This is a genomic window from Shewanella aegiceratis (genome assembly GCF_019457495.1).
Taxonomy (GTDB): Bacteria; Pseudomonadota; Gammaproteobacteria; order Enterobacterales; family Shewanellaceae; genus Shewanella; species Shewanella loihica.
In genome coordinates this window covers 953,369-975,079 of sequence record NZ_CP080416.1, presented here as the reverse complement: position 1 = coordinate 975,079, position 21,711 = coordinate 953,369, and the positions used below count along the sequence as shown (strand labels likewise).

Here is a 21,711-nt window from a genome sequence, read left to right as displayed (position 1 = left end):
ATCATTGAGCGCAAGCTCTTTAGTGATACAGCCAAGCCTAGGCGTGGGGGCGTGTGGTTAACATGGCCGCGCCCTTGGAGAAGGTCTGTAGCCATCTGGCCGTGGCCGGCGCGATCTTACGCCAATCCAGATCCGGATGACGAAAATCTACATACTCTAACAAACAGGCGAGACAGATCTGCTGTAAGGACACCTTGCTGTGGCCAGAAATGGCCATCAACTCTATCTGCGCCAAGCCCCTGAGTAAGGCCTGTTCAAACCGGGCCGTCCAAAATGGGCTACGCAAACCCTCATCGTCACGCATCTGCTCCTGCCTTAAGGCCACCGCGCTATCGAGCAAGCCCTTAATCAGGGAATACTGGGTCTCGCCGTACCAGGAATCACCGGGCTGTCCAAACAACTCGCCACCACAATACTCATGATCCAGGTAGCGCAGAATCACCTCGCTGTCATACAAGGTGCCACCATCGTTTAACAGCAGACAAGGGATCTTGGCCAGCGGATTGGCATCCAGCAATAGCTCGGTATTCTCAAGTGGATTGACGGCGACCGGCTCGATGCCCCTGATGGCAAACTGCGCGATAACGACCCGCACGGTTCTGGCGTAGGGTGACGCCGGCGAAAAGAGTAATTGCATCTCACTTCCTCTACCAATATTTCTCGACGGTGATCTGCCCTGGCGCCCGGCGAAGGTTCTTAGCCAGCCCGCGGGACAGCAACAGGGTATTGAGCTCCTTGATCATCTCTGGATGGCCACAGATCATCACCTGTGAATCTTGCGCGCTCAGCTTGAGGCCGACCTGCTGCTCGATCACACCGCACTCGATACCTTGGGTGATGCGGCAACTGAGCGCCCCTTCCACCAGCTCCCGAGTCACTGAGGTGACTAAGGTAAACTTTCCGGGGTATTTGGCCTCGAACGCCTTAAGCTCTTCATAATAGGCGAGATCCTCTTGATAGCGCACGCCGTAGACTAAGATCACCCGCTCAAAACGCTGCCATGGTTCGGTGGTTCTCATCATGGAGATAAAGGGGCCCACCGCGGTTCCCGTAGCAAAAAACCACATATGCTTGCCCTGGGCAGGGATCTCATCCAGCGTCATGAAGCCCGCCGCCTTAGTGGAGATATCGATGCTGTCTCCCGGGGCTAAGGCCTGCAACTTAGGCGATAGCAGACCATCGTCCACACTGACCGCCAGCACCTCCAGCAGCGGCGCATCGGGCGCATTGACCAGTGAATAGGCTCTGGCGACACGTTTATCGTCGATATGCAGCGACAACTTAATAAATTGTCCAGCAATGAATTCGCCAATATCTGCCGACAGCTTCAGGGTAAATAACTGATCGCTCCAGTCAATCCGCTCTACAACCTTTGCCTCTCCCCACATATCGCCACCTCTGCTGGCATCAATCGATACTGATACTCCCATGATTCATAGATTTTCTATCCGAGTCAAGATAACAAAAAACCCCTTATCTTAAGGGGTTTATCGAAATCAAATGGGAGTCAGAAGGCCTTATTCTTGCTCTGTCTCTTGATTGAAACTGTCTCTGAATGCCTGCAGCCCTTCCTGTACTAAGCCATAGGTCTTGTCGACCCCAGCCGCAATATCGCCTTCAAGCACCTTGAGTCCGGAGAGGATATCTTTGGCCTCATCGAAACCTTGGTCAATGGCACCACCGATTATGTCCATGAAGGAGCTGAGCTGCTCATCGAAGGACATGCTGCTGTTTTGCTCTTGATGTATGGCGAAGAATTGAGTCGCGAAGCTGACGATGCGCTCGGCCGTCGCCTCGGGAGAGGTATCCACCCCTTGAGCCGCCGCCGTCTCGATGGCGTGCTCACCCATGGTTGGTGCCAGCTCTTCATTAATCGCCTCAATCGCCGCCTTATACAACAGCTGCATGGGCTCATTGCCCGCGCTCAAGTTCACCTCTTGCTGCGCTTCCAGGATCGCCGTATTCATCAGCTGTTTACTGGCCGCCAAAGCCGTCTTGTTCTTGGCCACTTCGGAGACTTGTTGACCATGGTTAGTCGTCGAATCTGTCTTGTTGTGCGCCGCCGCAGATACGGCTCCGCCGTGATTTTGAATCTCCATAATCGCCTCGCTCACCAAATTAAATTAACCCTCAGCTATTATTATCGTCCATTTTGTAAGCAACTTTAGCGCAAATGCCCAATTAATCTGTCATCGGCAATTCACCCAAAGTGCGATATGCTAACCAATTCGTTAATTAAATAAGGGTTCCCATGTTACGACTCATCAGCTTTGGACTTCTCGCCCTGGTAGCTTACCTACCGATGGCGCAGGCCAATCCAGCGATCGCCAGCAAGACGGTAATTCTGGTGCGTCATGCCGAAAAAGCCGACCAGGGACGCGACCCTAGCTTGAATGACGCGGGCAAGTTGCGAGCACAGGCATTGGTTGAAAGCTTGGGCGATACCCCACTCAGCCTGGCCATATCCACACAATTCAAGCGCACGCAGGAAACCTTAACGCCGCTTATTACCGCCAGAGGAATTCCTTTAGTTGTCATCGACGCAGGCAAGGATTTGGACAAACATATTGCGACCATTGCCGACAAGGTGATGGCGCAGCAGGGCAATGTGATCATCGCCGGCCACTCCAATACTGTGCCACTGATCATCAAGGCACTTCGAGGACCCGAAATACCTCAATTGAGAGAGGATGAATATGACAATTTGTTTATCCTTTCCCTGCCCCAAAATGGCGCAAGTAGCCTGATAAAAACCCAATATGGTGCAACTTCAGGCAATACCCAATAAGGATTAGACATTAGTCTAGATAGCGCTAGCTTTATGATCTAAACTTGATTACATTAGCGATATATGGAATAGCAGCACGCGCTGACGTTAAGCGCAGCCACGGAGAATCACTGGTGAGTAATTCGTTTTTTGGAGCGGGAAATAAAAGTAAACCTTTGTCGGTTAGCTGTCAAAACTGCAACCGATTAACGGTTATCGAAGGCGAGACAATCTGCTTCAAGGGTGGAGAGATCATTAGACTGACCCCCTATGAGCCGCAAAATACCAAGCTCAGCCTCCTCTGTGACGGTTGGAAGCCGATCAACACCTCAAAAACAGCCTAGTCCTTCTGCCAGCCAGTCTGGCGGCAAACCCTACATCATCCCCGCATAGTCATTCGCGTAGTGCTTTACTTCACGCGTAAGCCCTTCGATTACGGTCGAGGGCGGGATCATGGCAAGGGTCAAGCCCCGTGTTGTGACCCTCAGGTAGGAGCTCAGCTGGGCATAGACGACCACCAACTCCTCCTGTCCCAATCCCCGCTCTCTTAAGGTCGCCATGATGGCAAGCCAATCGGTATCTACGATCCGCGCCTGGCCTTCGATACTTGCATGTATAGGGATGTTTTTCATGGGACCGCCTCCGTAGGTTTGTTATTAACAAATATTATGCAAATCAAACCTGAACGAATACTTAATCCCACACAATTAATGCTGATTTTGTACGGTCCATAATTTCTTATACAGGCCATCGGCCGCCAACAGGCTCTGATGATCGCCACGCTCAACTATCTTGCCCTGACTCAGCACCAAGATCTGGTCGGCATCCACGACCGTCGACAGCCTGTGGGCGATAACCAGACTCGTATGCCCCTTGGCCATCTCCTTGAGCGCATTGAGGATCGCCTGCTCCGAATGGCTATCCAGCGAAGAGGTCGCCTCATCGAACACCAACAGGGGCGAGCCCTTGAGGATCGCCCTGGCGATCGCCACCCTCTGTTTCTCGCCGCCGGAGAGTTTTAACCCGCGCTCACCCACCTTGGTGTGCCAGCCTTCACTGAGTTGTGAGACGAAGTTTGACAGATGCGCCAGCTCTATCGCCGCCTTCACCTGATCATCGCTCGCCCCCGGCAGACCATAACGAATATTCTCCAGCAGAGAGTCGTTAAACAACACGGTATCTTGGGGCACTATGGCGATGGCGCTACGCAGCGCGTGTTGAGTCAGCGCCTTGGTATCTTGGCCATCTATGGTGATAGTCCCCTGCTGCGTCTCATAGAAGCGAAACAACAGCTTCACTATGGTAGATTTCCCCGCGCCGCTATCCCCCACTATCGCCACCTTGTGACCGGCGGGGATCTCGAAACTCACATCGGACAAGATAGGCCTGTCACCGTAACGAAAACTCACCCCCTCAAATTTAAGGCTCCCTTGGGTGATATGGGGCGATGTCGCATCGGGGGCATCCTCAATCTTAGGCTGCCTGTCTAGCAGGCTAAACATGCGATCTATGTTGGCCAGGGCGCCGCGGATCTCGCGGTAGACGAAGCCTAAAAAATTCAGCGGCATAAACAGCTGCATCATGAAGGCGTTGATCAGCACAAAGTCACCTATGGTCATGGCCCCCTGGCTCACCTGAGTCGCCGCCAGCGCCAACATCAGGGTCATCGCCAGCGAGATGATCAGCGCCTGACCAGCATTGAGCGCAAACAATGAGAGTCGATTCTTACGTTTGGCCACTTCCCAGCGCTCGAGGGCATGATCATATTGCTCAGATTCATAGGCCTCGTTGTTAAAGTATTTCACCGTCTCATAGTTAAGCAGGCTATCTATGGCGCGGGTATTGGACTGAGAATCGGCCATCGCTGCCTCCCGCACGAAGCCGGTACGCCATTCGGTGGCGAAGATGGAGAAGAGAATATAGGCAACGACGGCGCTCAGGGTAATTAGCGCAAATGCCCAGCCATAGTTATACAGCAAGATACCCACCACCAGGGCTATCTCGAGCAGGGTCGGTACTATGTTGAATACCATGAAGCGCATCAAGAAGCTGACCCCGCTGGTACCGCGCTCGATATCCCGCGACAGTCCCCCGGTACGCCGCTCAAGATGAAACGCCAGATCCAGCCGATGCAGATGGTCAAACACAGACAAGCCAAGGCGCCTTATCGCCCGCTCGGTGACCCGGCCAAATAGTGTGTCTCTCACCTCTGAGATCACCGTATTGAGCAGGCGCAGGCTGCCGTATGCGAGCACCAGGGCGATGGGTACGGCGATCATCTGCTCGCTAGATGCCTCACTCAGGGTATCCACCAATTGCTTGAGCACGAATGGCAGGCCGACACTCGCCATTTTGGCCACCACCAGACAGGCCAGCGCCAGCACTACCCGTCCCTTAAACTCCAATAAATAGGGCCAAAGCAATTTCAGGACATGCCAGTTCAGTTTATCGATAGGACCATCAAAATAGAGCGTGGGACGCATGGCAACTCCAGCTAGCATCAAGATAAGGACGATGGCATTTAGGTGAGTTTAAGATAAAAGCCATAACATACACCATCTTACCTCAGTAGGCTCATCCGCCACTAGCTCAATTATCCGCCTTTGCCAAGGGGTTAGCATTTTGCCTTAGATAAGCAGGTCAATATCAGACTTTTGGTGCAGTCCATCGTACAAACAGGTACAACTTTTGACTGATTAAATGATGGCAAAACCAGAAAAAAGCATTATTCTTGAGAGAATAATTATCAGTTTAGTGTTTCAACGGGGTAATTATTGTTATCTCTTGCCGGAGATTTTGATAATCTCAAGATCAGCTTAAGGCAGTTCAAGCTGAGTAAAAAGCAGAGCGGGAATAACCCCAAATTTTTAAAGGAAGCCGATATGCCACAATCATCTGACGTGCAATACCCTCCATTGCCATTGGTACAAACTTGGGTATGGATGATGACAGAATCGAACAGCCCAGAAATCCAACAAAAGGGTCAAAACAATTTAATATCGTCTTTTGGCAGTCTTGCTAAAGCCAACGAATATCTGGTGAAACAACAAGCCAAATAAACAGGCCAGCAGAACGCAAAAAAGGAAGCCTATTGGCTTCCTTTTTCATTTCAGGTCGGCATAGCATCAAGCGACTGTCACTAACTCTGCAACTAACAAAACCTTGGGCAAAGCTGGCATAGCGTTAGCTGCGGCGCTCGAGCACACACTGATTCAAATTTGCCAGCAAGGTTTCGGTATCTTCCCAACCGATACAGGCATCTGTGATGCTCTGGCCGTAACACAACGGCTGCCCTTCGATATAGTCCTGACGTCCCTCAACCAAGTGACTCTCAACCATCACACCGAAAATCGCCCGCTCACCGGCGCTCACCTGGCTGGCCACATCTTCGCCCACCAACATCTGGCGCTTAAACTGTTTGCTGCTGTTAGCATGACTAAAATCCACCATGATATTTTGCGGCAGGTTAGCCTTAGCCAACTGCTCGCTGATCGCCTGCACGTGCTCGGCGCTATAGTTAGGCTCCTTGCCACCACGCAGAATGATGTGACAATCAGGATTGCCCTTGGTGGAGACGATCGCCGAATGGCCATACTTGGTCACCGACAGGAAATGGTGCGGCGCACTGGCGGCGCCGATAGCATCGATAGCCACCTTGATGGTGCCATCGGTACCATTCTTAAAACCGACAGGGCAAGAGAGGCCAGATGCCAGCTCTCTGTGTACCTGTGATTCAGTGGTGCGAGCACCGATAGCGCCCCAACACATGAGATCCGCCACATATTGAGGCGTGATCATATCTAAAAATTCACCCGCGGTCGGCACGCCTAACTCATTGAGATCTAAAAGCAGTTTTCGAGCTGTGCGCAGGCCATCGTTGAGCTTGAAGCTATTGTCCATGTAAGGGTCATTGATCAGGCCCTTCCAGCCCACAGTGGTGCGCGGTTTCTCGAAATAGACGCGCATCACGACCTCGAGTTGATCCTTATATTGCTCGCGCAATTTGGCGAGTCTCTCACCATATTCCAGCGCCGCCTTAGGGTCGTGGATAGAACAGGGTCCAATGATCACCAACAGACGATCATCTTCTTTTTTCAGGATATTGTGAATATTCTGCCGCGCGTTAAACACTGTTGCCGATGCATTTTCGCTTGCCGGAAATCGCTCGAGGATGGCGACAGGGGGTAACAACTCTTTAATTTTATTAATGCGAACGTCATCAGTTTGATAATACATGATATTTATTTTCCACTCCGGCTCTGGATTAAATAAGGGTCTCTCTATTGCACTACTGATTTCAATTTATCCAGTATCCACAGCTATTGCAACCAAACATTAATAAAATAAAGAAGATAAAAATAACCATCTGTTATATAAGATTAAATTATTATTTTTATTTAAAACTTCCTCAGCTAAGCGTGCTAGAAAAAACAGAATTAACAAAACAAAGTGTTAACATTTATCTGGAAATCGACCAAAAGGCTATCTATAGTAGATTATTAATGGTCATAAGAGAGTCACATTGAGGCTCTCGAAACAGCGCCGATGGCGCTACAGCCCCCTGTTGAGGTAACCATCCCCCCGATGAGAAGATTGCTGCTGGCATCTGGTTTTATGCTAGTTTCTAACCCACTCCTGGCACAAAATGCTAATACTGAGATCTCCTTTGCGGTCAGCAACACCATACCCCCTTACTTCTTTGCTAACGGTCAAAGCGGAATTCAATATGAGCGTCTCGCCTCCGCGTTAGCCAAGCAGTCCCTATCGATCGGCCATATCTATCTGTCACCCAATAAGCGAGCCTTTCGTCAGGTCGCCAGTGGCAATGTCGACTGCCTCATCAATGCGCCGGAAAACTTGGCGGGTCTCTACTACACCCGCAGCCTAATCAGCTACCAAAACAGCGTGTTTACCCTGACCAGCAATAAACTGGCCATCGACTCGGTTGCCGATCTGGCCGGGATCTCTGTCATGGGGTTTCAGAACGCGACCCAATACTTAGGTAGAGACTTCTATCAGATGGCGCTCAGTAACCCACAATATGGCGAATCCAATAGTCAGAAGAGTCAGGTGATGATGCTGTTTTCCGGGCGGGTCGATGCCATCATCCTAGAGGGGCGCATCTTCGACTACTACCGTGAGCAGCTGAAGTTTAGAGTCGACACACTGCAGCCAACCTCTCGCCACTCCCTATTTGCAGCGGCGCCGCGCAAGATAGCCTGCCACAGTCAGTCTATAGCACAAAAGATAGATCTGGGTATTGCGCAACTGGATAGAGAAGAAGCCGAGGAGGTGAGGAAAAGCATTCCCTCTGCGCCCGCCCCCAAACTCGAACTAGAGCCAGTGTCTAAGCCTGAGTCGGAACTTGAACCAGAAAAAATGCCTTTAGATCTCAAGTAACCCGCTAGCTATTCATGCGGCTAACGATTCATTGAGTGAACTAATTATACGGTCATTAAACCAAGGCATACGTGCCTGTTTGCCTTGGTTTATAGAAGACTTAATCTATGAATAAACTGGTCTCTGAATAACCTTTTCTCTGAATAACCTTTTCTCTGAATAAAAAGACTAATGAATCCCTTGATGGGACTGCATCGCCTGCAGCTTGGCCTGATAACGTCGCTGATTATATTCATCCACCGACAGCGAAAGTGCCTTTTGCATGTTCAGCTTAGCCCTGCGCTCATCGCCCGTGGCCCAATAGGCCCTGGAGAGTCCAAAGTAGAACTCATGGCGATAATCGGCCTTCTCTACCGCACGTTTATACCAGGTAAGCGCCGTCTGATATTCATGCTCCGAGTAGGCTTGCTGCGCCATGTCATAGTAGTAATAGGGATTGCGGATCCTAACCAGCTCAAGGGTCTTATGCACCTTGGCCCACTCCTCTAGCCTGTCTTGACTGGCGAGTAACACCCCATAGTTAAACAGGGCATTCATATCCTCACTGTCTCGGGAAAGCGCCAGCTTATAGAGACTTTCCGCCCTATCATCCAACCCCTTGTAGCGATAGAGGATCGCCAGGGTATTCAAGGCGGGAATAAAATCGGCCTTTAACATCAGGCTCTGCTTCAGATAGGCATAGGCCTGGTCGTAACGTCCCTCCACCAGAGACTCGGCCGCGACATTGTTATAGAACATCGCCATGACAGTGGTTCTGTCGATTCGCCTTTTGGCATAGCCACGCATGGTACGCTCGGGCAGAAAATCTATCTGCAACGCATTTTTGTCGGCAAGGAAGGTATCACTCGTCTCTCTTGGAATTAGGCGCAGATTGATGTGACCATTCACCAGATAGAAGTCACCGGCCTTGTCCCACACGGGCGGCACTTCGACCTCTTGAAACTCGACATCGACCCCCAAGGCATCGGCAAGCGAGGCACTGAGTAACACCAACGACAGACAGTTACCGGCGCGCGCATTAAAGGTATCCGCCGGGATCTTTGTTAGATTATCTTGGTATTTGAAACCGCCTTTATCGGCGTTGATGTAGTTGGCTAGCCACAAGTTAGCGGCAATATAGTCTCGCGCCATTCGGCTGCGCTTATAATCTTGCCGCAGATCGATCGTGACCTGAGTCGGCAGCGCAAATAGCTTATCCGGCGTAACCTGAACCGCAACCGCCGCGAATTCATCGTCGGCAAAGTACTGATCGATATTAGCGAGGGTTTCCTTACCCGGGCCGCTGGCACAACCGCTCACTATGAAGAATAACAACAAGATAGCGCGCTTATACTCAATTAGCCTTTTCATATTAAACCTACGCTGATGAGGGCACCGTAAGATCTATCATAAAGTAGGCTTTTTCATTTTGCCCCACGCAAAGCGTTACAAAATATTAACAATCACTGAGATACTGGCGGATCGACCTGAATATAGAGCTGCTGAGGGTCTAGGCCCTCGGTTTGATACAGATAGGGGCGATAAAAACTCGCGCCGCAACGATAGTAGGCATAGGGCGACTTAAACAGCACGCAGCCCAAGGGCAGACTCTGCAATATCTGGATCTGCTGCTGCAAACGCAGGGATTCCCGCCACTCAAAGTCCTGCTGCACCTTGTCGCGCACGGCGAAGGCGTCGAAGGGTTCGCTCGACTTACGCACCACCACCTGACCGGCCTGCAACTGAATTGAGACCAGTAACGACAACAACACCCAGAGAGACTGCTTCATGTTAGCGCTCCTTACACCGCATTTTTTGATAGCATAATACAAAAGACAGGGTCCGCACCATGAGGTACGGACCCTGTTAATTCTACTATCAGTTTTGGTAATCTGTTTTGACTAGCCGTTAACTGGCGCTCTTGAGTGAGACAAACTCTGGGTAGGCATCTATGCCACAATCCGATGCATCCATACCGTTGTACTCTTCCTCTTCCGAGACACGGATCCCCATGGTGATCTTGAGGATATACCAGGCCGCAAAGGAAACCCCGAATACCCAGGCGAAGATGACCGAGGCGCCGTAGAGCTGACCCAAGACTGTCGCATCGGCATTTGACAGCGGCACCAGCATCACACCGAACAGGCCGGCAACACCGTGCACCGAAATAGCACCGACAGGATCGTCAATCTTGACTCTGTCGAACATCACGATGGAGAAGACCACCAGACCGCCGGCAACCATGCCGATAACTCCGGCCAGAGGCAGTGATGGCGACAAAGGATCTGCGGTGATCGCCACCAGGCCCGCCAAGGCACCGTTTAAGATCATGGTCAAGTCCGCCTTACCCCATACCATCTTACAGACCACCAGGGCAGAGACGGCGCCAAAGGCGGCTGCAGAGTTAGTGTTAACGAAGATTTTCGCCACCGCCGACGCGTTCTCGGCGTCAGACACCAGCAGCTGAGAGCCACCGTTAAAGCCGAACCACCCCATCCACAAGATGAACATACCTAAGGTTGCCATCGGCAGGTTAGAACCTGGGATAGGATTCACCTGACCGTTAGGGCCATACTTGCCCTTACGAGCGCCGAGTAACAAGACACCCGAGATAGCCGCCGCCGCGCCCGCCATGTGTACTATGCCACTACCGGCGAAGTCGACAAACCCAGCCTCGGAGAGGAAACCGCCGCCCCAGGTCCAGTAACCTTCGACAGGATAGATAACCCCAGTCATTACCACAGAGAAGATCAGGAAGGCCCACAGCTTCATACGCTCGGCAACGGCGCCCGAGACGATAGACATAGCGGTCGCCACAAACACCACCTGGAAGAAGAAATCCGATTCCAGCGCGTGGTCGGCATCGCTTGCCTGAGCACCAATGAGGCTGGCGAACGATGGTAACCAGCCACCCTCGGCGTTATCCACGTACATGATGTTGTAACCCACCACCAGATACATGATACAGGCGATAGAATAGAGACAGACGTTCTTGGTTAAGATCTCTGTGGTGTTCTTAGAGCGCACCAGACCCGCTTCCAACATGGCAAACCCGGCCGCCATCCACATCACCAGCGCGCCAGAGATCAAGAAATAAAAGGTGTCGAGAGCAAACTTTAACTCAGATACTGTCGCACCTAGTGTTACTAACTCTTCCATTGGAATTCCCCCTTAAAGTGCTTCGTTATCGAGTTCGCCGGTACGGATACGGATCACCTGATCGAGATCCGTCACGAAAATCTTGCCGTCGCCTATCTTGCCCGTATGCGCCGCCGCGACGATGGACTCGATAAGGTGATCGACGTTTTCAGCCTTAGTGGCGATATCCAGTTTGACCTTAGGCAGAAAATCCACCTGGTATTCGGCGCCACGATAGAGCTCTGTATGGCCTTTCTGACGTCCGAACCCCTTCACCTCGGTCACCGTCATCCCCTCAATCCCCAACCCTGCAATGGCTTCTCGCACATCATCGAGTTTGAATGGCTTGATTATTGCGCTGATTAATTTCATTACCGCCTCCGACTCATCTTAGTATTCTTGCTGATGCCAAAGGCAATTCAATCATCAGGCCAATATTACAAAACCTTAACATTCATAAGCTTAGCAATAGCGACGTCCTTCATGCTGCATATAAATGCACCAATTAGGTGCGACTATGCACAGAGCGCACAAAAATAGCGCAGTCGCCTATTCGACTTATGACGGATTGGGTGGCGAAATTATCCGGGTATGATGGAGTCATCACCCATAGAGGAGCGCCCTATGTTGCAACCACAGGAATGTGTACTCATCATCGTCGATGTTCAGGGAAAGCTGGCCACCCTGATGCACCAGGCTGAGGAACTTGAAACCCGGCTCACCACACTGATAAAGGCGGCCGAGCTGTTTGATATCCCTGTCGTCTGGCTGGAGCAGCTGCCCGATAAGCTGGGGGCCACTAGTCCGGCATTGGCCGAGCTGCTTACGCCTCATTATCAGCCTATCCCTAAGGCTCATTTTAGCGGCTGGCACGCCGAGTCCTTCAGGCAGGCACTGCAGCAGTATGGCAGGCCCAAGGTGTTGCTCGCAGGCATAGAGACCCACATCTGCGTCTACCAGACCTGCCGGGATCTGCTGGACAACGAATATGAGGTGCACTTGGTGACCGACGCCGTCTCCTCGCGAACCGAGGCCAATAAGCAGTTAGGCTGTGAGATGATGACCCAGCACGGCGCCTTACTGACCAATAGCGAGTCTTTGTTGTTCGAGCTGCAGGCTGAGGCCAGTGGCGACAGATTCAGGGCCCTGCTGAAGATGATAAAGTAGTGACCAAATAAAGTAGTGAAGATATAAAAAAGCCCCGGATAACCGGGGCTTTTACTATGCAGGGGGGGGGGAATTAGTAAGTTGCTTCGCGCTTCTTAGCTTCGGCATCCCACTTAGGCAATACAGTCTTCTTGAACTCTGCCTTGTCGGCATTCAACTTGTTCATGTCCATACCCAGCGCAGCTTGCGCCTTAGCCTTGGTAGAAACATCTGGGAAGGCGATAGGTTGCTTAACACCTTTGGTTGCTAGCAGTTGAGCTAGTTTGATGCGTGCATCTCCAGCCTTATCTACCGCAGTACCTAGGATGCGTAGCGCTTCGTCAGCTGCGTGAGCCGCAACACCATGAGAGGCGGTTGCATAATCCCAGCGCCATTGTGCGTGACGGATATCCATTAAGATTGGCTTCATTTCAGCTTCAGTTGCACCCGCATCCCAAGCCGCTTTAGCTTCGAAGTGCGCCTTAACTAGCTGAGACTCGGCACGTGCCTTAAGGTCAGCAACCTTAACTTTGCGCTCTTTAGTCAGGTTAACCATGAACTCTTTGCTTTGAGTATGACAAGTCGCACAAGTCTCTTCGAAGCGATCGAATGGGTTACCTACCTTGTGGTCGGTAAACTTACGGCCTTCAGCATTCTTCACCTTAGGCATATGACAGTCAGTACAGGTCACATTGTTCTTACCGTGTACGCCTAGCTGCCAAGTTTCATAGCCTGGGTGCTGTGCTTTCAGCATAGGCGTCTTAGATACGGCGTGAGTCCAGTCTTTGAACTCCATGTTGTCGTAGTAGACTTCCATCTGCTCAACAGTTGTGCCCATATCCCAAGGGAACTTAACAAAACCTTTGCGATCTTTGGTCTTCTCGAAGTAGTACTCTACGTGACACTGACCACACACCATAGACTGCTTGTCTTTCTTAGAAGCCTTGTCAAATGGAGTGCCTAGTGTTGCCATGGCGCGCTCGGCGAATGGACGAGACATACGCAGTTTAGAAGAGCCTTTCTCGTGACAGTCAGAACAACCGATAGTGTTCACGATTTCTGCGCCGCCTTTGTACCACTTACCAGTGAAGTAGCCATCTTCGCCCTGCTCTTCGATCACGCGAGGCACGTCTGGGCTCTTACATGACCAACATGCCATTGGCATTGGGCCATCTTCGGCAGACTTAGGCGCACCGGTACGCAGAGTGTTACGTACGTCGGTTACTGCATACATATGACCACGAGGGGCATTGTAATCTTTGGCGAAGCCGTAACCCGCCCACAACACAACCAGGCTAGGCACTTCTTCAAGCATATCGACAACTTCTTTGCTTTCGGCTGTGTCATGCCAGCTGTTGTACTGCTTAGAAAACTTGTCTTTGTAGACTTCGTTACGTGGCTCAGTCTTGTCACTTGCCATCACGCCGGTAGCCATCAGGCCAGCGGCGACCAAAGCACTCAGTGCAAAGGTTTTTGTAGTTAATGTTCTCACCATCTCATCTCCGTGTTACTTTTTATAGTAGTCTTAAAAACCACAACATCTCCAAGGCCAAAGTTAGTCCCTTAACCCCGTTAAAAATATACCCCTTATGGGGTATCCGGGTTAAAACTTGAGGCAGATCATAATGTGAATGTGTTGTTGGTCACATTTTTATCACCTTGTTAATTTTATCAGCAATTGCTAAACAAGTATCATAGTCCAAATTTCCGATTTTTCCCTATAATTTAATGAGTTCTAATACATGAAGAAAGGCAGCCTCACCTCCACCATATTAAGGTTAATGCTGGCCTTAATTTTACTTTCCAGTGGACTCGCCACCTTCGCCATAGCTAATTTGGCTTATAGCCTGGGAGACGCCAGAGCAATCAACGCCTCCGGCTCTCTGCGTATGCAGAGTTACCGTCTGATGTTTTACGCCAACTCCGGCAGCGAGGGAGCCGACGACAAAATTAGAGAGTTTGAGGCCACCCTCCACTCGGATGCACTGAAACGCTCACTCGACTGGATGACGCCGGACGATCTCGCCTCCCAGTACCTGTTGGTTATCCAGAAGTGGCAGGTGATGAAGCAATATATCGAAGAGGAGAACTCACGCCTCTATGTCTCCGCCCTCAAAGATTTCGTCGACACCATAGATCTCTTCGTGCTGGAAACCGAGGAATTCGCCGCCTTTAAGCTCAAGCTGCTGGCCGCCAGCCAGATCACCGGCCTGGGCCTCATGTTACTGATCGCTTTCTTTGCCGTACGCTTTACCAAGCGTAAGGTGGTCACTCCCCTCAATCAGTTGATGGAGTCGGCCAACACCATCTCTAAGGGAGAGTTCGATGTCACCATGCCAGATAGCGAATATATCGAGCTCAGCTCGCTAAGCAACGCGCTGGCCACCAGTGCCAGAGAGCTGTCGACCCTCTATAACAACCTGGAAAATCAGGTCAAAGAGAAAACCTTCGCCCTCACCCGCGCCAACAACGAGCTCAAACTGCTCTACGACAACTTGGTGATGCTGCACTCGGGCAAGCTGGAGATCAGTACCCTGAAACAAGCGCTAAATCAGCTCAGGGCCCACGAACCCAACAGCTTCCTGCGCCTGGTGATCGCCCAGGATGACAAGGAGAAGCTCTACATAGATGCCGACGGCGGCTGGCCCATCGCCTCGCGTAGCCAGACCCGTTTCCCGCTAAAATTTGCCGACAACGAACTGGGCTATCTTGAGGTCACTGCCCTGGGCGAGATCAATCATCCCCTGTTCGAGAACTTCGCCATCATGCTGGCCCGCTCTATTGTCATCTATAACGCCGGCGAGCAGCGCCAGCAGCTGGCACTGATGGAGGAGCGCGGCGTGATCGCCCGCGAGCTGCACGACTCTCTGGGTCAGCTACTCTCATTTCTCAAGATCCAGGTCAACCTGCTCTCCAAGGGGCTGGACAGCCAGTGCCGCAGCCCCCAGGTAGAGGAGCAGCTCAAGGAGATCAACGAAGGGGTCAACACCGCCTATGTGCAGCTACGTGAGCTGCTATCTACCTTCCGTCTGACCATTAAAGATCCCAACCTCAATCATGCGATCGAGATGATGCTCGACCAGCTCAGGGGACAAACTACCGCCAAGATCACCCTGGAAGACAAGCTGCCTATTCAACTGCTTGGTGCTCATCAACACATTCATGTGTTGCAGCTCACCCGTGAGGCGACCCTCAACGCCATCAAGCATGCCCAGGCGGATCATATTCATATCTGTTGCACCCGCAGCGGCAATAACGTCAAGATCAGCATCAGCGACGACGGCGTCGGCCTGGAGAAGCTCAAGGAGAGGGATCAACATTTTGGCATAGGAATCATGCATGAACGCGCAAGTCGCCTCTCGGGTGTGGTAGACTTCAGCAGCAATGAACAGGGCGGAACCACGGTCACCTTGCTTTTCCCGCCCGAACAAGAGCCGCGCCAGTAGGGATGCTGGTGATATAAGATACTAATTTTTAAATAAAACAGACCTCAGTGGAGGCAATAAAATGGGCAAACCATATTCAGTTTTGGTTGTAGACGATCATCCCCTGCTACGTCGCGGGATCTGTCAACTTATCACCTCTGACTCAGACTTCACCCTATTTGGTGAAGCAGGCAGCGGCCTAGATGCCCTGTCGGCAATTGCCGAAAACGAACCGGACATCGTGCTACTGGACCTCAACATGAAGGGAATGACAGGGCTAGATACCCTCAATGCCTTGCGTCAGGAAGGGGTCACCAGCCGCATCGTGATCCTCACGGTATCCGATGCCAAGCAGGACGTTATCCGCCTGGTCAGGGCTGGCGCCGACGGTTACCTGCTCAAAGACACAGAGCCGGATCTGCTGCTGGAGAAGCTGAAGAATGCCATGCAGGGTCACAGAGTGATCTCTGAGTCGGTGGAAGACTTCATCTATGAGCTGAAAGATGGCGCCGACGAGCAGGCCTGGATAGACAACCTGACCCCGAGAGAGCTACAGATCCTCGAGCAACTGGCCGAAGGTAAGAGCAACCGGGTGATCTCAGAGCAGCTGCATATCAGCGAAGGAACGGTCAAGGTGCACGTGAAGAACCTGCTGCGCAAGGCCAACGCCAAGTCACGCACCGAGATGGCGGTACGCTACCTAAACCAATGAGCCTAGGTGCTACGCCGGCCAAAACAGCTAACACGTAAAAAGGCAGCCTGAGCTGCCTTTTTCTTTGTAAAACTTTCTGTACTTCCCAGAATACCCTTTCCCTGTCTATCGACTCTCTTCGATGAAGGCCTGCCAACTCTTGAGCGCCGCCTCAAAATCCTCCAGGCCACAGAAGGCCTCGGACTCACCGTCATACAGGGACATGGACTCATCCAGTTGGGTGTCGTCATCCATCTCCAGGGCGTTGGCAAATACTCTGGCCTGCTCTTCATCCAGCTCGAGGGAGATCCCCTGGCCGACAAAACGTTGCTCTGTCAGCCTACCCTGCTGCAGCGCCGCTATGGTCGACGCGATCTGCGCTATGAGGGCCTTGTCTTCGCCCAGCTCATCGACAAACCAAAGCCCCATAATCTCATGATCCATGGTGAACTGTGCCACCAGGGTGCCGGTCAATGTGTTGCGACGAAATTCATATTCCATAAGCTGTCTTCCCCAAGGTTACCTTGCAAATTCTAACCTAAGGCCGAGACAATGCCAGAGTTATCCGATTCCCTCTGGACTAAGCGGCGAAAATTCCCCCTCGCTGTTCACACATGCGGTTCTCACAGTCTTTTCTTTCGGCCACAAAAAAGGGCGCCTAAGCGCCCCTTTTAAGCCTTTAGTCATTAGGCTTACTTAGCCGCTGCGGCTTCTTCTGCTGCTGGCGCAGCTTTCTCGATAGAAAGCAGCTCAACTTCGAAGATCAGCGTAGAGTTAGCTGGGATGCTACCTGTGTCGCGGCTACCATAGGCCAGCTCGGCTGGGATCACGAAACGGTACTTAGAACCCACAGACATCAGCTGAACACCCTCGGTCCAACCTGGGATAACACGGTTTAGCGGGAACTTAGCGCTTTGACCACGGGCGATAGAGCTATCGAACTCGGTGCCGTCGATCAGTGTGCCCACATAGTGCACTTCAACCGTATCTTCTGCAGCCGGCTTATCACCAGTACCTTCGGTGATCACTTCATACTGCAGACCAGATTCTGTCGTCACAACGCCTTCTTTCGCCTTGTTGGCTTCTAGGAAAGCTGCGCTCTCTGCCTGGGCTTTCTCGGCCAATGCAGTCGCTTGCGCCTGACGCTTCTCGTTTAACTGCTCGTCAAGGCCTTGCAGTACTGTCTGCATCTCTTCTTCAGTCAGCTTAAGCTCATCGTTCAGACCATTGCTAAAGCCTTGAATGATCAGGCTACGATCCACTGGTAGACCTAGCTCTTCCTGCTCTTTGATATGACCAGACATATATTTACCGATAGACGCACCTACGCTATAGGCTTGCTTCTGCGCTTGGGTCTCAAGTTTAACTTCTGCCGGTTTTGTTACTTTTTGTTCTTGGTTACAAGCAGTTAGACCAACCACCGCCAACGCGACCAGTGACATTTTATAAATGGACTTCATTAAAGCTTCCTCAGCATTTTCTTGTGGTTACAATAACCTTACTCTTCTAAGACGAACCACTTTATACTAGTTAATTAACATATACCAATTACATTGATTAAGTTTCATCAATGTCGCCTGGCGACATTGCGCCAGGCGAAAACCTTTGAGCTAGAGACAACGCAACCAGGAACAAGTTCATGAGCAGAACCAGATTGCTACATTTTTGTACACTGATTGCTTGTACGCTCCTGCTGAGCGCTTGCCAGCCTAAACCCGAGGTGAGCAGCCTGGTCGCCGAACCCAGCTATGACGCCAGCCTCTCCCCCCAGGCCCGATATCTGTTGGTCAGCACCACCAGCAACAACCTACAGCTCTGGGACCTCACAAAAAAAACGCTTAAATATCAGTGGCTCCACGGCAAAGCGGGCGGCACAGCCATAGCCACAGCGCTGTCGGACAACCTGAAATATGCCGCCTCCCTCAGCCGCGACTCTGTTGCCCTGTGGAACATGGACGACGGCCAGCCCTTGGGATGGTGGTCCCTGCCCGCCAACGGTCAGTGTCTGGCGCTGGCCGATAACGGTACCCTGCTCATCGGCCTCACCGACGGCAGCGTCATGTCCCTCAATCACCAGACAGATACCTTAATCAAGTTCCTCGGCCACAGCGAAAAGGTCAACAGCGTGGCCTTGTCCGCCGACGGCCGCTGGGCGCTGTCCGGCGGCAACGACAATAAAGTCTTCCTCTGGCAGGCCAACACGGGCCAGCCTTTGCACCAGTGGCAACTCCCCAGCCGGGTACTAGAGGTGAGCCTGAGTCAGGACGCCAGCCTGGCGTTTGCCGCCGACAGCACCAACAAGGCCGACATCTGGCAGACCCAGACAGGTAAACCTGTGTCGTCGCTTAAAATAAAACGCCGCACAATGAACTTTTCCACCGCACGCTTTACCAAAGATAATCAGACACTGCTAACGGGCACTCCCGCCAGAGAAGTGAGCGTTTGGCGGGTCGCCGATGGAAAAATGCGCGCCAACTGGCAAGTTACCCGCACCGAGCGTGCCCAAATCAAGGGCGCCGTTGTATACTCTGTGGCTGAAACCATTAATGGGCAGATCATCAGCTTTAGCAGCAATGGCTTGCTGGAGACCTGGCCCAAGCCCGATTGATAGAGGATTGAAATTGGTGCAACTAGAACAACGAATCGAAGATCTTGAGATGAAACTGGCGTTTCAGGATGACACCATAGAGTCACTGAACCAGCAGGTGATCAGGCTCAATGACCTACTGGCAGACCAACAGGAGAAGTTACGCCTGCTCACCAGCAAGCTCTCCCAGGTCGAACCCAGCAACATCGCCAGTCAGGCAGAAGAGACGCCACCTCCTCACTATTAAATCGATGCCGCGCTGGGCGCGGAGCCATTTAACGGAACTTGCTTTACAAAGGATCTGACCCGCTATGCCACACCAAAGCAGCCCCCACAACCGAGTCTCAAGGCGATACCGCGCGGCTTTTGCCGGCGCGCTCTTGTCGCTCACCCTATCGGGCTGCGCCTTTAACAGCGTGTTTATCAGCTACCCCTCTCAGCTGGCACCTGTGAAGGCCGATCTCGGCAGGCAAGGTGATATCGCCCTCTATCGACAGTTCGACGATGCCATCACGGGACAAGATGGGCTGCTGTACGCCCAGGAAGCGGGGCGTATCGCCCAGATCACCGGCAACTTCGAGGCCAGCAAAGCCTATTACCAGCAGGCGGTCGATGCCTACCGGAAGTTTGATGAGCAGGCGGTGATCAGCGCATCCGACCTCGGCGCCACCGCCAGCAGCCTGTTTATCAACGACAATGTTATCCCCTATCGCGGCCCAGGTTATGAGCGCGTCATGCTGCACCAATATCAGGCCTTAAACTATCTCTTTAGCCGAGACAGTCAGGGGGCACTGGTGGAGGTCAGGCGCAGCAACGAGCTACAACAGAGCGAGCAGGCCAGATACCAGAAATCCCAGGCCTCGGTACAGGCGATGGCCAACGGCACCATAGACGCCGAGGTCAATCGACTCGGGCAGGCGGCAGGCACCACCACAAGCTCCTTCCTCAACGCCTATAGTTACTACACCACAGGCCTGCTGCATGAGCTGCTGGGGGAAGAGAACGACGCCTTCATCGATTATCGCAAGGCGGCGCAGATAACCCCTGACAACCCCTATCTGCAACAAGATCTGGTGCGTCTGGCCAAGAAACTGGCCATGCCACAGTATGAAGAGTTTAAGCGTCGTTGGGGCGACGCCAAGCTGGCAAAGGCGGGACAGGGCCAGGTGGTGGTCCTGCTCGAGCGGGGATTTGTCCCCGAGAAGCAAAGCTTTACCGTGCCATTTCGTATCCATGGCAACTGGCAAACCGCTTCCCTGGCCACCTATGCCCCGGGCAGGGTAAGCGTGCCTCAAGGCGAGATCGTCGGCCTGGGCACTGTGCTGCAAACGGCACCACTCGCCAATATCGACGCCCTGGCGATCACCGCACTCAAGGAGGAGCTCCCCAGCGCCCTGTTTCGTCAGGCCGCGAGGATCTACGCCAAGGCAGAGATGGCCCGCAGCGTGCGCAGCGAATCGAAGCGGCGCAATGATGAGTTCGATGCCGGCGCCATCGCCATGCAGATCTTTAACGTGGTCACAGAGCAGGCTGACAGGCGTAGCTGGTTGACCCTGCCCAAGCAGGCGCAGTTAGGACGGCGTTATCTGGATGCGGGCCAGTATCAAATCCGCCTGGGACAGTCCCAGACGCAAGCGATTGACGTACAAAGCGATAAAACCACATTAATTTGGATAATTGAGACTGGTAATTTCACCCGTTTTTATTCAATAATCATCTAATCAAGACTAAGGAATCGGTATTTTTATGAAAAAATTCAACCTCATTTTTATCATCGCCGTGGCGATTGGCCTGGCGGGCTGTCAATCTAAGGTGCAGTACGGTGATGCAACTGAAGTCGAAACCGTGAATGAAAACTTCGGTTCTACGGATCTTCAGGCGATCACCGCCAAGATGGTCGACAGCATGCTGAGCTTCCCGCCAGTGGTCGCCATGACAGCCAAAGATCGTCCCGTGATCTTCGTCGACAAGATCAAGAACAAGACCTCAGAGCATATCGACACCGAATCGGTTACCGACTCTATCAGCAACAAGCTGCTGCGCTCGGGTAAGTTCCGCTTCATCGACATGACTAAGGTCGACACGGTACGCAAGCAACTGGATTATCAAAACAATGCCGGTATGGTCGACCCTTCGACCGCCATCAACTTCGGCCGTCAGATCGGTGCCCAATATATGCTGTACGGCAACCTGTCGAGCATAGTTAAGCAAGATGGCAGCACCAAGGATGTCTACTACAAGATGACCATGCGCCTGATGGATCTGGAAACCGGCCTGATCGAATGGTCAGACGAGAAAGAGATCCGCAAGACCAAGTCGAAGTCTTTCCTCGGCATGTAAGCCAGCAGCTCCTTTAAAAAACCAGCCCAGCGCTGGTTTTTTTATCTCTTGTCATCGGTGAGCAATCGCCTAAAGCAAGTGAAGGTAACAGAAATTTTGTCGATAAATTCTACTGTCGAGTGACAGAGTCGGGTAGAATGTGGCGGCCTTTGGCACTCATTCGTGATGCGGCTATTTACCCGCCCCTTGACTGCCAGCCAAACCGACAAGCCCTCGAGCATATAGAATAAGAAGGACC

The 21,711-nt window shown here is 52.1% G+C and carries 24 protein-coding genes; 11 read left to right on the top strand and 13 right to left on the bottom strand.

What is annotated here, in order from left to right; all coding sequences use genetic code 11:
* Positions 1–37 precede the first annotated feature (37 nt).
* From K0H80_RS04350 to K0H80_RS04340, 3 genes are all read right to left on the bottom strand, one after another.
* The gene (locus K0H80_RS04350) at positions 38–637 is read right to left on the bottom strand and encodes a glutathione S-transferase N-terminal domain-containing protein (RefSeq protein WP_220073226.1); all 600 of its coding nucleotides are present in this window, start codon (positions 635–637) and stop codon (positions 38–40) included.
* Positions 638–647: 10 nt separating this feature from the next.
* The gene (locus K0H80_RS04345) at positions 648–1,388 is read right to left on the bottom strand and encodes a ferredoxin--NADP reductase (protein WP_220073225.1); all 741 of its coding nucleotides are present in this window, start codon (positions 1,386–1,388) and stop codon (positions 648–650) included.
* Between the two features lie 129 nt (positions 1,389–1,517).
* Entirely contained in the window at positions 1,518–2,099 is a 582-nt protein-coding gene (locus K0H80_RS04340) for a DUF5610 domain-containing protein (RefSeq protein ID WP_220058938.1), read from the bottom strand.
* A gap of 152 nt (positions 2,100–2,251) precedes the next feature.
* Between K0H80_RS04340 and K0H80_RS04335 the strand changes: the two genes are divergently transcribed.
* Both K0H80_RS04335 and K0H80_RS19735 read left to right on the top strand, forming a co-directional pair.
* Positions 2,252–2,788: a phosphoglycerate mutase family protein gene (locus K0H80_RS04335; RefSeq protein WP_220073224.1), complete on the top strand. Its 537-nt coding sequence runs from the start codon at positions 2,252–2,254 to the stop codon at positions 2,786–2,788.
* Between the two features lie 113 nt (positions 2,789–2,901).
* A complete protein-coding gene (locus K0H80_RS19735) occupies positions 2,902–3,111 on the top strand; it encodes a hypothetical protein (protein ID WP_144200808.1) in 210 nt (69 codons plus the stop codon).
* A 30-nt stretch (positions 3,112–3,141) separates the two neighbouring features.
* Here the strand turns inward: K0H80_RS19735 and K0H80_RS04330 are convergent, their stop codons facing one another.
* Positions 3,142–3,399, bottom strand: coding sequence for a hypothetical protein (locus K0H80_RS04330; protein ID WP_144200806.1), 258 nt, complete (start codon positions 3,397–3,399; stop codon positions 3,142–3,144).
* 75 nt (positions 3,400–3,474) lie between these two features.
* Positions 3,475–5,250 (bottom strand): ABCB family ABC transporter ATP-binding protein/permease, encoded by a 1,776-nt coding sequence (locus K0H80_RS04325; protein WP_220073223.1) that lies wholly within the window; start codon positions 5,248–5,250, stop codon positions 3,475–3,477.
* A 291-nt stretch (positions 5,251–5,541) separates the two neighbouring features.
* Here K0H80_RS04325 and K0H80_RS04320 point away from each other — a divergent pair, with 291 nt between their 5' ends.
* Positions 5,542–5,826 (top strand): hypothetical protein, encoded by a 285-nt coding sequence (locus K0H80_RS04320; protein WP_041406420.1) that lies wholly within the window; start codon positions 5,542–5,544, stop codon positions 5,824–5,826.
* A gap of 124 nt (positions 5,827–5,950) precedes the next feature.
* Here K0H80_RS04320 and aroG read toward each other — a convergent pair whose 3' ends face one another.
* Complete coding sequence (gene aroG / locus K0H80_RS04315; protein ID WP_220073222.1) at positions 5,951–7,003, bottom strand: 3-deoxy-7-phosphoheptulonate synthase AroG; 1,053 nt, start codon at positions 7,001–7,003, stop codon at positions 5,951–5,953.
* Positions 7,004–7,351: 348 nt separating this feature from the next.
* Between aroG and K0H80_RS04310 the strand changes: the two genes are divergently transcribed.
* Entirely contained in the window at positions 7,352–8,167 is an 816-nt protein-coding gene (locus tag K0H80_RS04310) for a substrate-binding periplasmic protein (RefSeq protein WP_220073221.1), read from the top strand.
* A 168-nt stretch (positions 8,168–8,335) separates the two neighbouring features.
* On the opposite strand, the gene K0H80_RS04305 is transcribed toward K0H80_RS04310, so the two are convergent.
* From K0H80_RS04305 to K0H80_RS04290, 4 genes are all read right to left on the bottom strand, one after another.
* On the bottom strand, positions 8,336–9,517 hold the full coding sequence (locus K0H80_RS04305) for a tetratricopeptide repeat protein (protein ID WP_011864655.1): 1,182 nt from the start codon (positions 9,515–9,517) through the stop codon (positions 8,336–8,338).
* 92 nt (positions 9,518–9,609) lie between these two features.
* Complete coding sequence (locus K0H80_RS04300) at positions 9,610–9,936, bottom strand: hypothetical protein (RefSeq protein WP_220073220.1); 327 nt, start codon at positions 9,934–9,936, stop codon at positions 9,610–9,612.
* 118 nt (positions 9,937–10,054) lie between these two features.
* Positions 10,055–11,305 (bottom strand): ammonium transporter, encoded by a 1,251-nt coding sequence (locus K0H80_RS04295; RefSeq protein ID WP_011864653.1) that lies wholly within the window; start codon positions 11,303–11,305, stop codon positions 10,055–10,057.
* 12 nt (positions 11,306–11,317) lie between these two features.
* Complete coding sequence (locus tag K0H80_RS04290; RefSeq protein ID WP_011864652.1) at positions 11,318–11,656, bottom strand: P-II family nitrogen regulator; 339 nt, start codon at positions 11,654–11,656, stop codon at positions 11,318–11,320.
* 252 nt (positions 11,657–11,908) lie between these two features.
* Here K0H80_RS04290 and K0H80_RS04285 point away from each other — a divergent pair, with 252 nt between their 5' ends.
* Positions 11,909–12,451, top strand: a complete 543-nt coding sequence (locus K0H80_RS04285; protein ID WP_220073219.1) for a hydrolase — start codon at positions 11,909–11,911, stop codon at positions 12,449–12,451.
* Between the two features lie 73 nt (positions 12,452–12,524).
* Here K0H80_RS04285 and nrfA read toward each other — a convergent pair whose 3' ends face one another.
* Positions 12,525–13,925, bottom strand: a complete 1,401-nt coding sequence (nrfA, locus tag K0H80_RS04280) for an ammonia-forming nitrite reductase cytochrome c552 subunit (protein ID WP_011864650.1) — start codon at positions 13,923–13,925, stop codon at positions 12,525–12,527.
* 247 nt (positions 13,926–14,172) lie between these two features.
* On the opposite strand from nrfA, the gene narQ reads away from it, so the two are divergent.
* The gene (narQ, locus tag K0H80_RS04275; protein WP_144203927.1) at positions 14,173–15,876 is read left to right on the top strand and encodes a nitrate/nitrite two-component system sensor histidine kinase NarQ; all 1,704 of its coding nucleotides are present in this window, start codon (positions 14,173–14,175) and stop codon (positions 15,874–15,876) included.
* Positions 15,877–15,937: 61 nt separating this feature from the next.
* Complete coding sequence (locus K0H80_RS04270) at positions 15,938–16,567, top strand: response regulator (RefSeq protein ID WP_011864648.1); 630 nt, start codon at positions 15,938–15,940, stop codon at positions 16,565–16,567.
* 105 nt (positions 16,568–16,672) lie between these two features.
* Here the strand turns inward: K0H80_RS04270 and K0H80_RS04265 are convergent, their stop codons facing one another.
* On the bottom strand, positions 16,673–17,047 hold the full coding sequence (locus tag K0H80_RS04265) for a YacL family protein (protein WP_220073218.1): 375 nt from the start codon (positions 17,045–17,047) through the stop codon (positions 16,673–16,675).
* A 191-nt stretch (positions 17,048–17,238) separates the two neighbouring features.
* The gene (gene fkpA / locus K0H80_RS04260) at positions 17,239–18,006 is read right to left on the bottom strand and encodes an FKBP-type peptidyl-prolyl cis-trans isomerase (protein ID WP_220073217.1); all 768 of its coding nucleotides are present in this window, start codon (positions 18,004–18,006) and stop codon (positions 17,239–17,241) included.
* Between the two features lie 179 nt (positions 18,007–18,185).
* Between fkpA and K0H80_RS04255 the strand changes: the two genes are divergently transcribed.
* From K0H80_RS04255 to lpoB, 4 genes are all read left to right on the top strand, one after another.
* Positions 18,186–19,154 (top strand): WD40 repeat domain-containing protein, encoded by a 969-nt coding sequence (locus tag K0H80_RS04255; RefSeq protein ID WP_220073216.1) that lies wholly within the window; start codon positions 18,186–18,188, stop codon positions 19,152–19,154.
* 13 nt (positions 19,155–19,167) lie between these two features.
* Entirely contained in the window at positions 19,168–19,380 is a 213-nt protein-coding gene (locus K0H80_RS04250) for a SlyX family protein (RefSeq protein ID WP_011864644.1), read from the top strand.
* A 64-nt stretch (positions 19,381–19,444) separates the two neighbouring features.
* Positions 19,445–20,854 (top strand): COG3014 family protein, encoded by a 1,410-nt coding sequence (locus tag K0H80_RS04245; protein WP_258406172.1) that lies wholly within the window; start codon positions 19,445–19,447, stop codon positions 20,852–20,854.
* 25 nt (positions 20,855–20,879) lie between these two features.
* Complete coding sequence (lpoB, locus tag K0H80_RS04240; RefSeq protein WP_011864642.1) at positions 20,880–21,473, top strand: penicillin-binding protein activator LpoB; 594 nt, start codon at positions 20,880–20,882, stop codon at positions 21,471–21,473.
* The last annotated feature ends 238 nt before the right edge of the window (positions 21,474–21,711 follow it).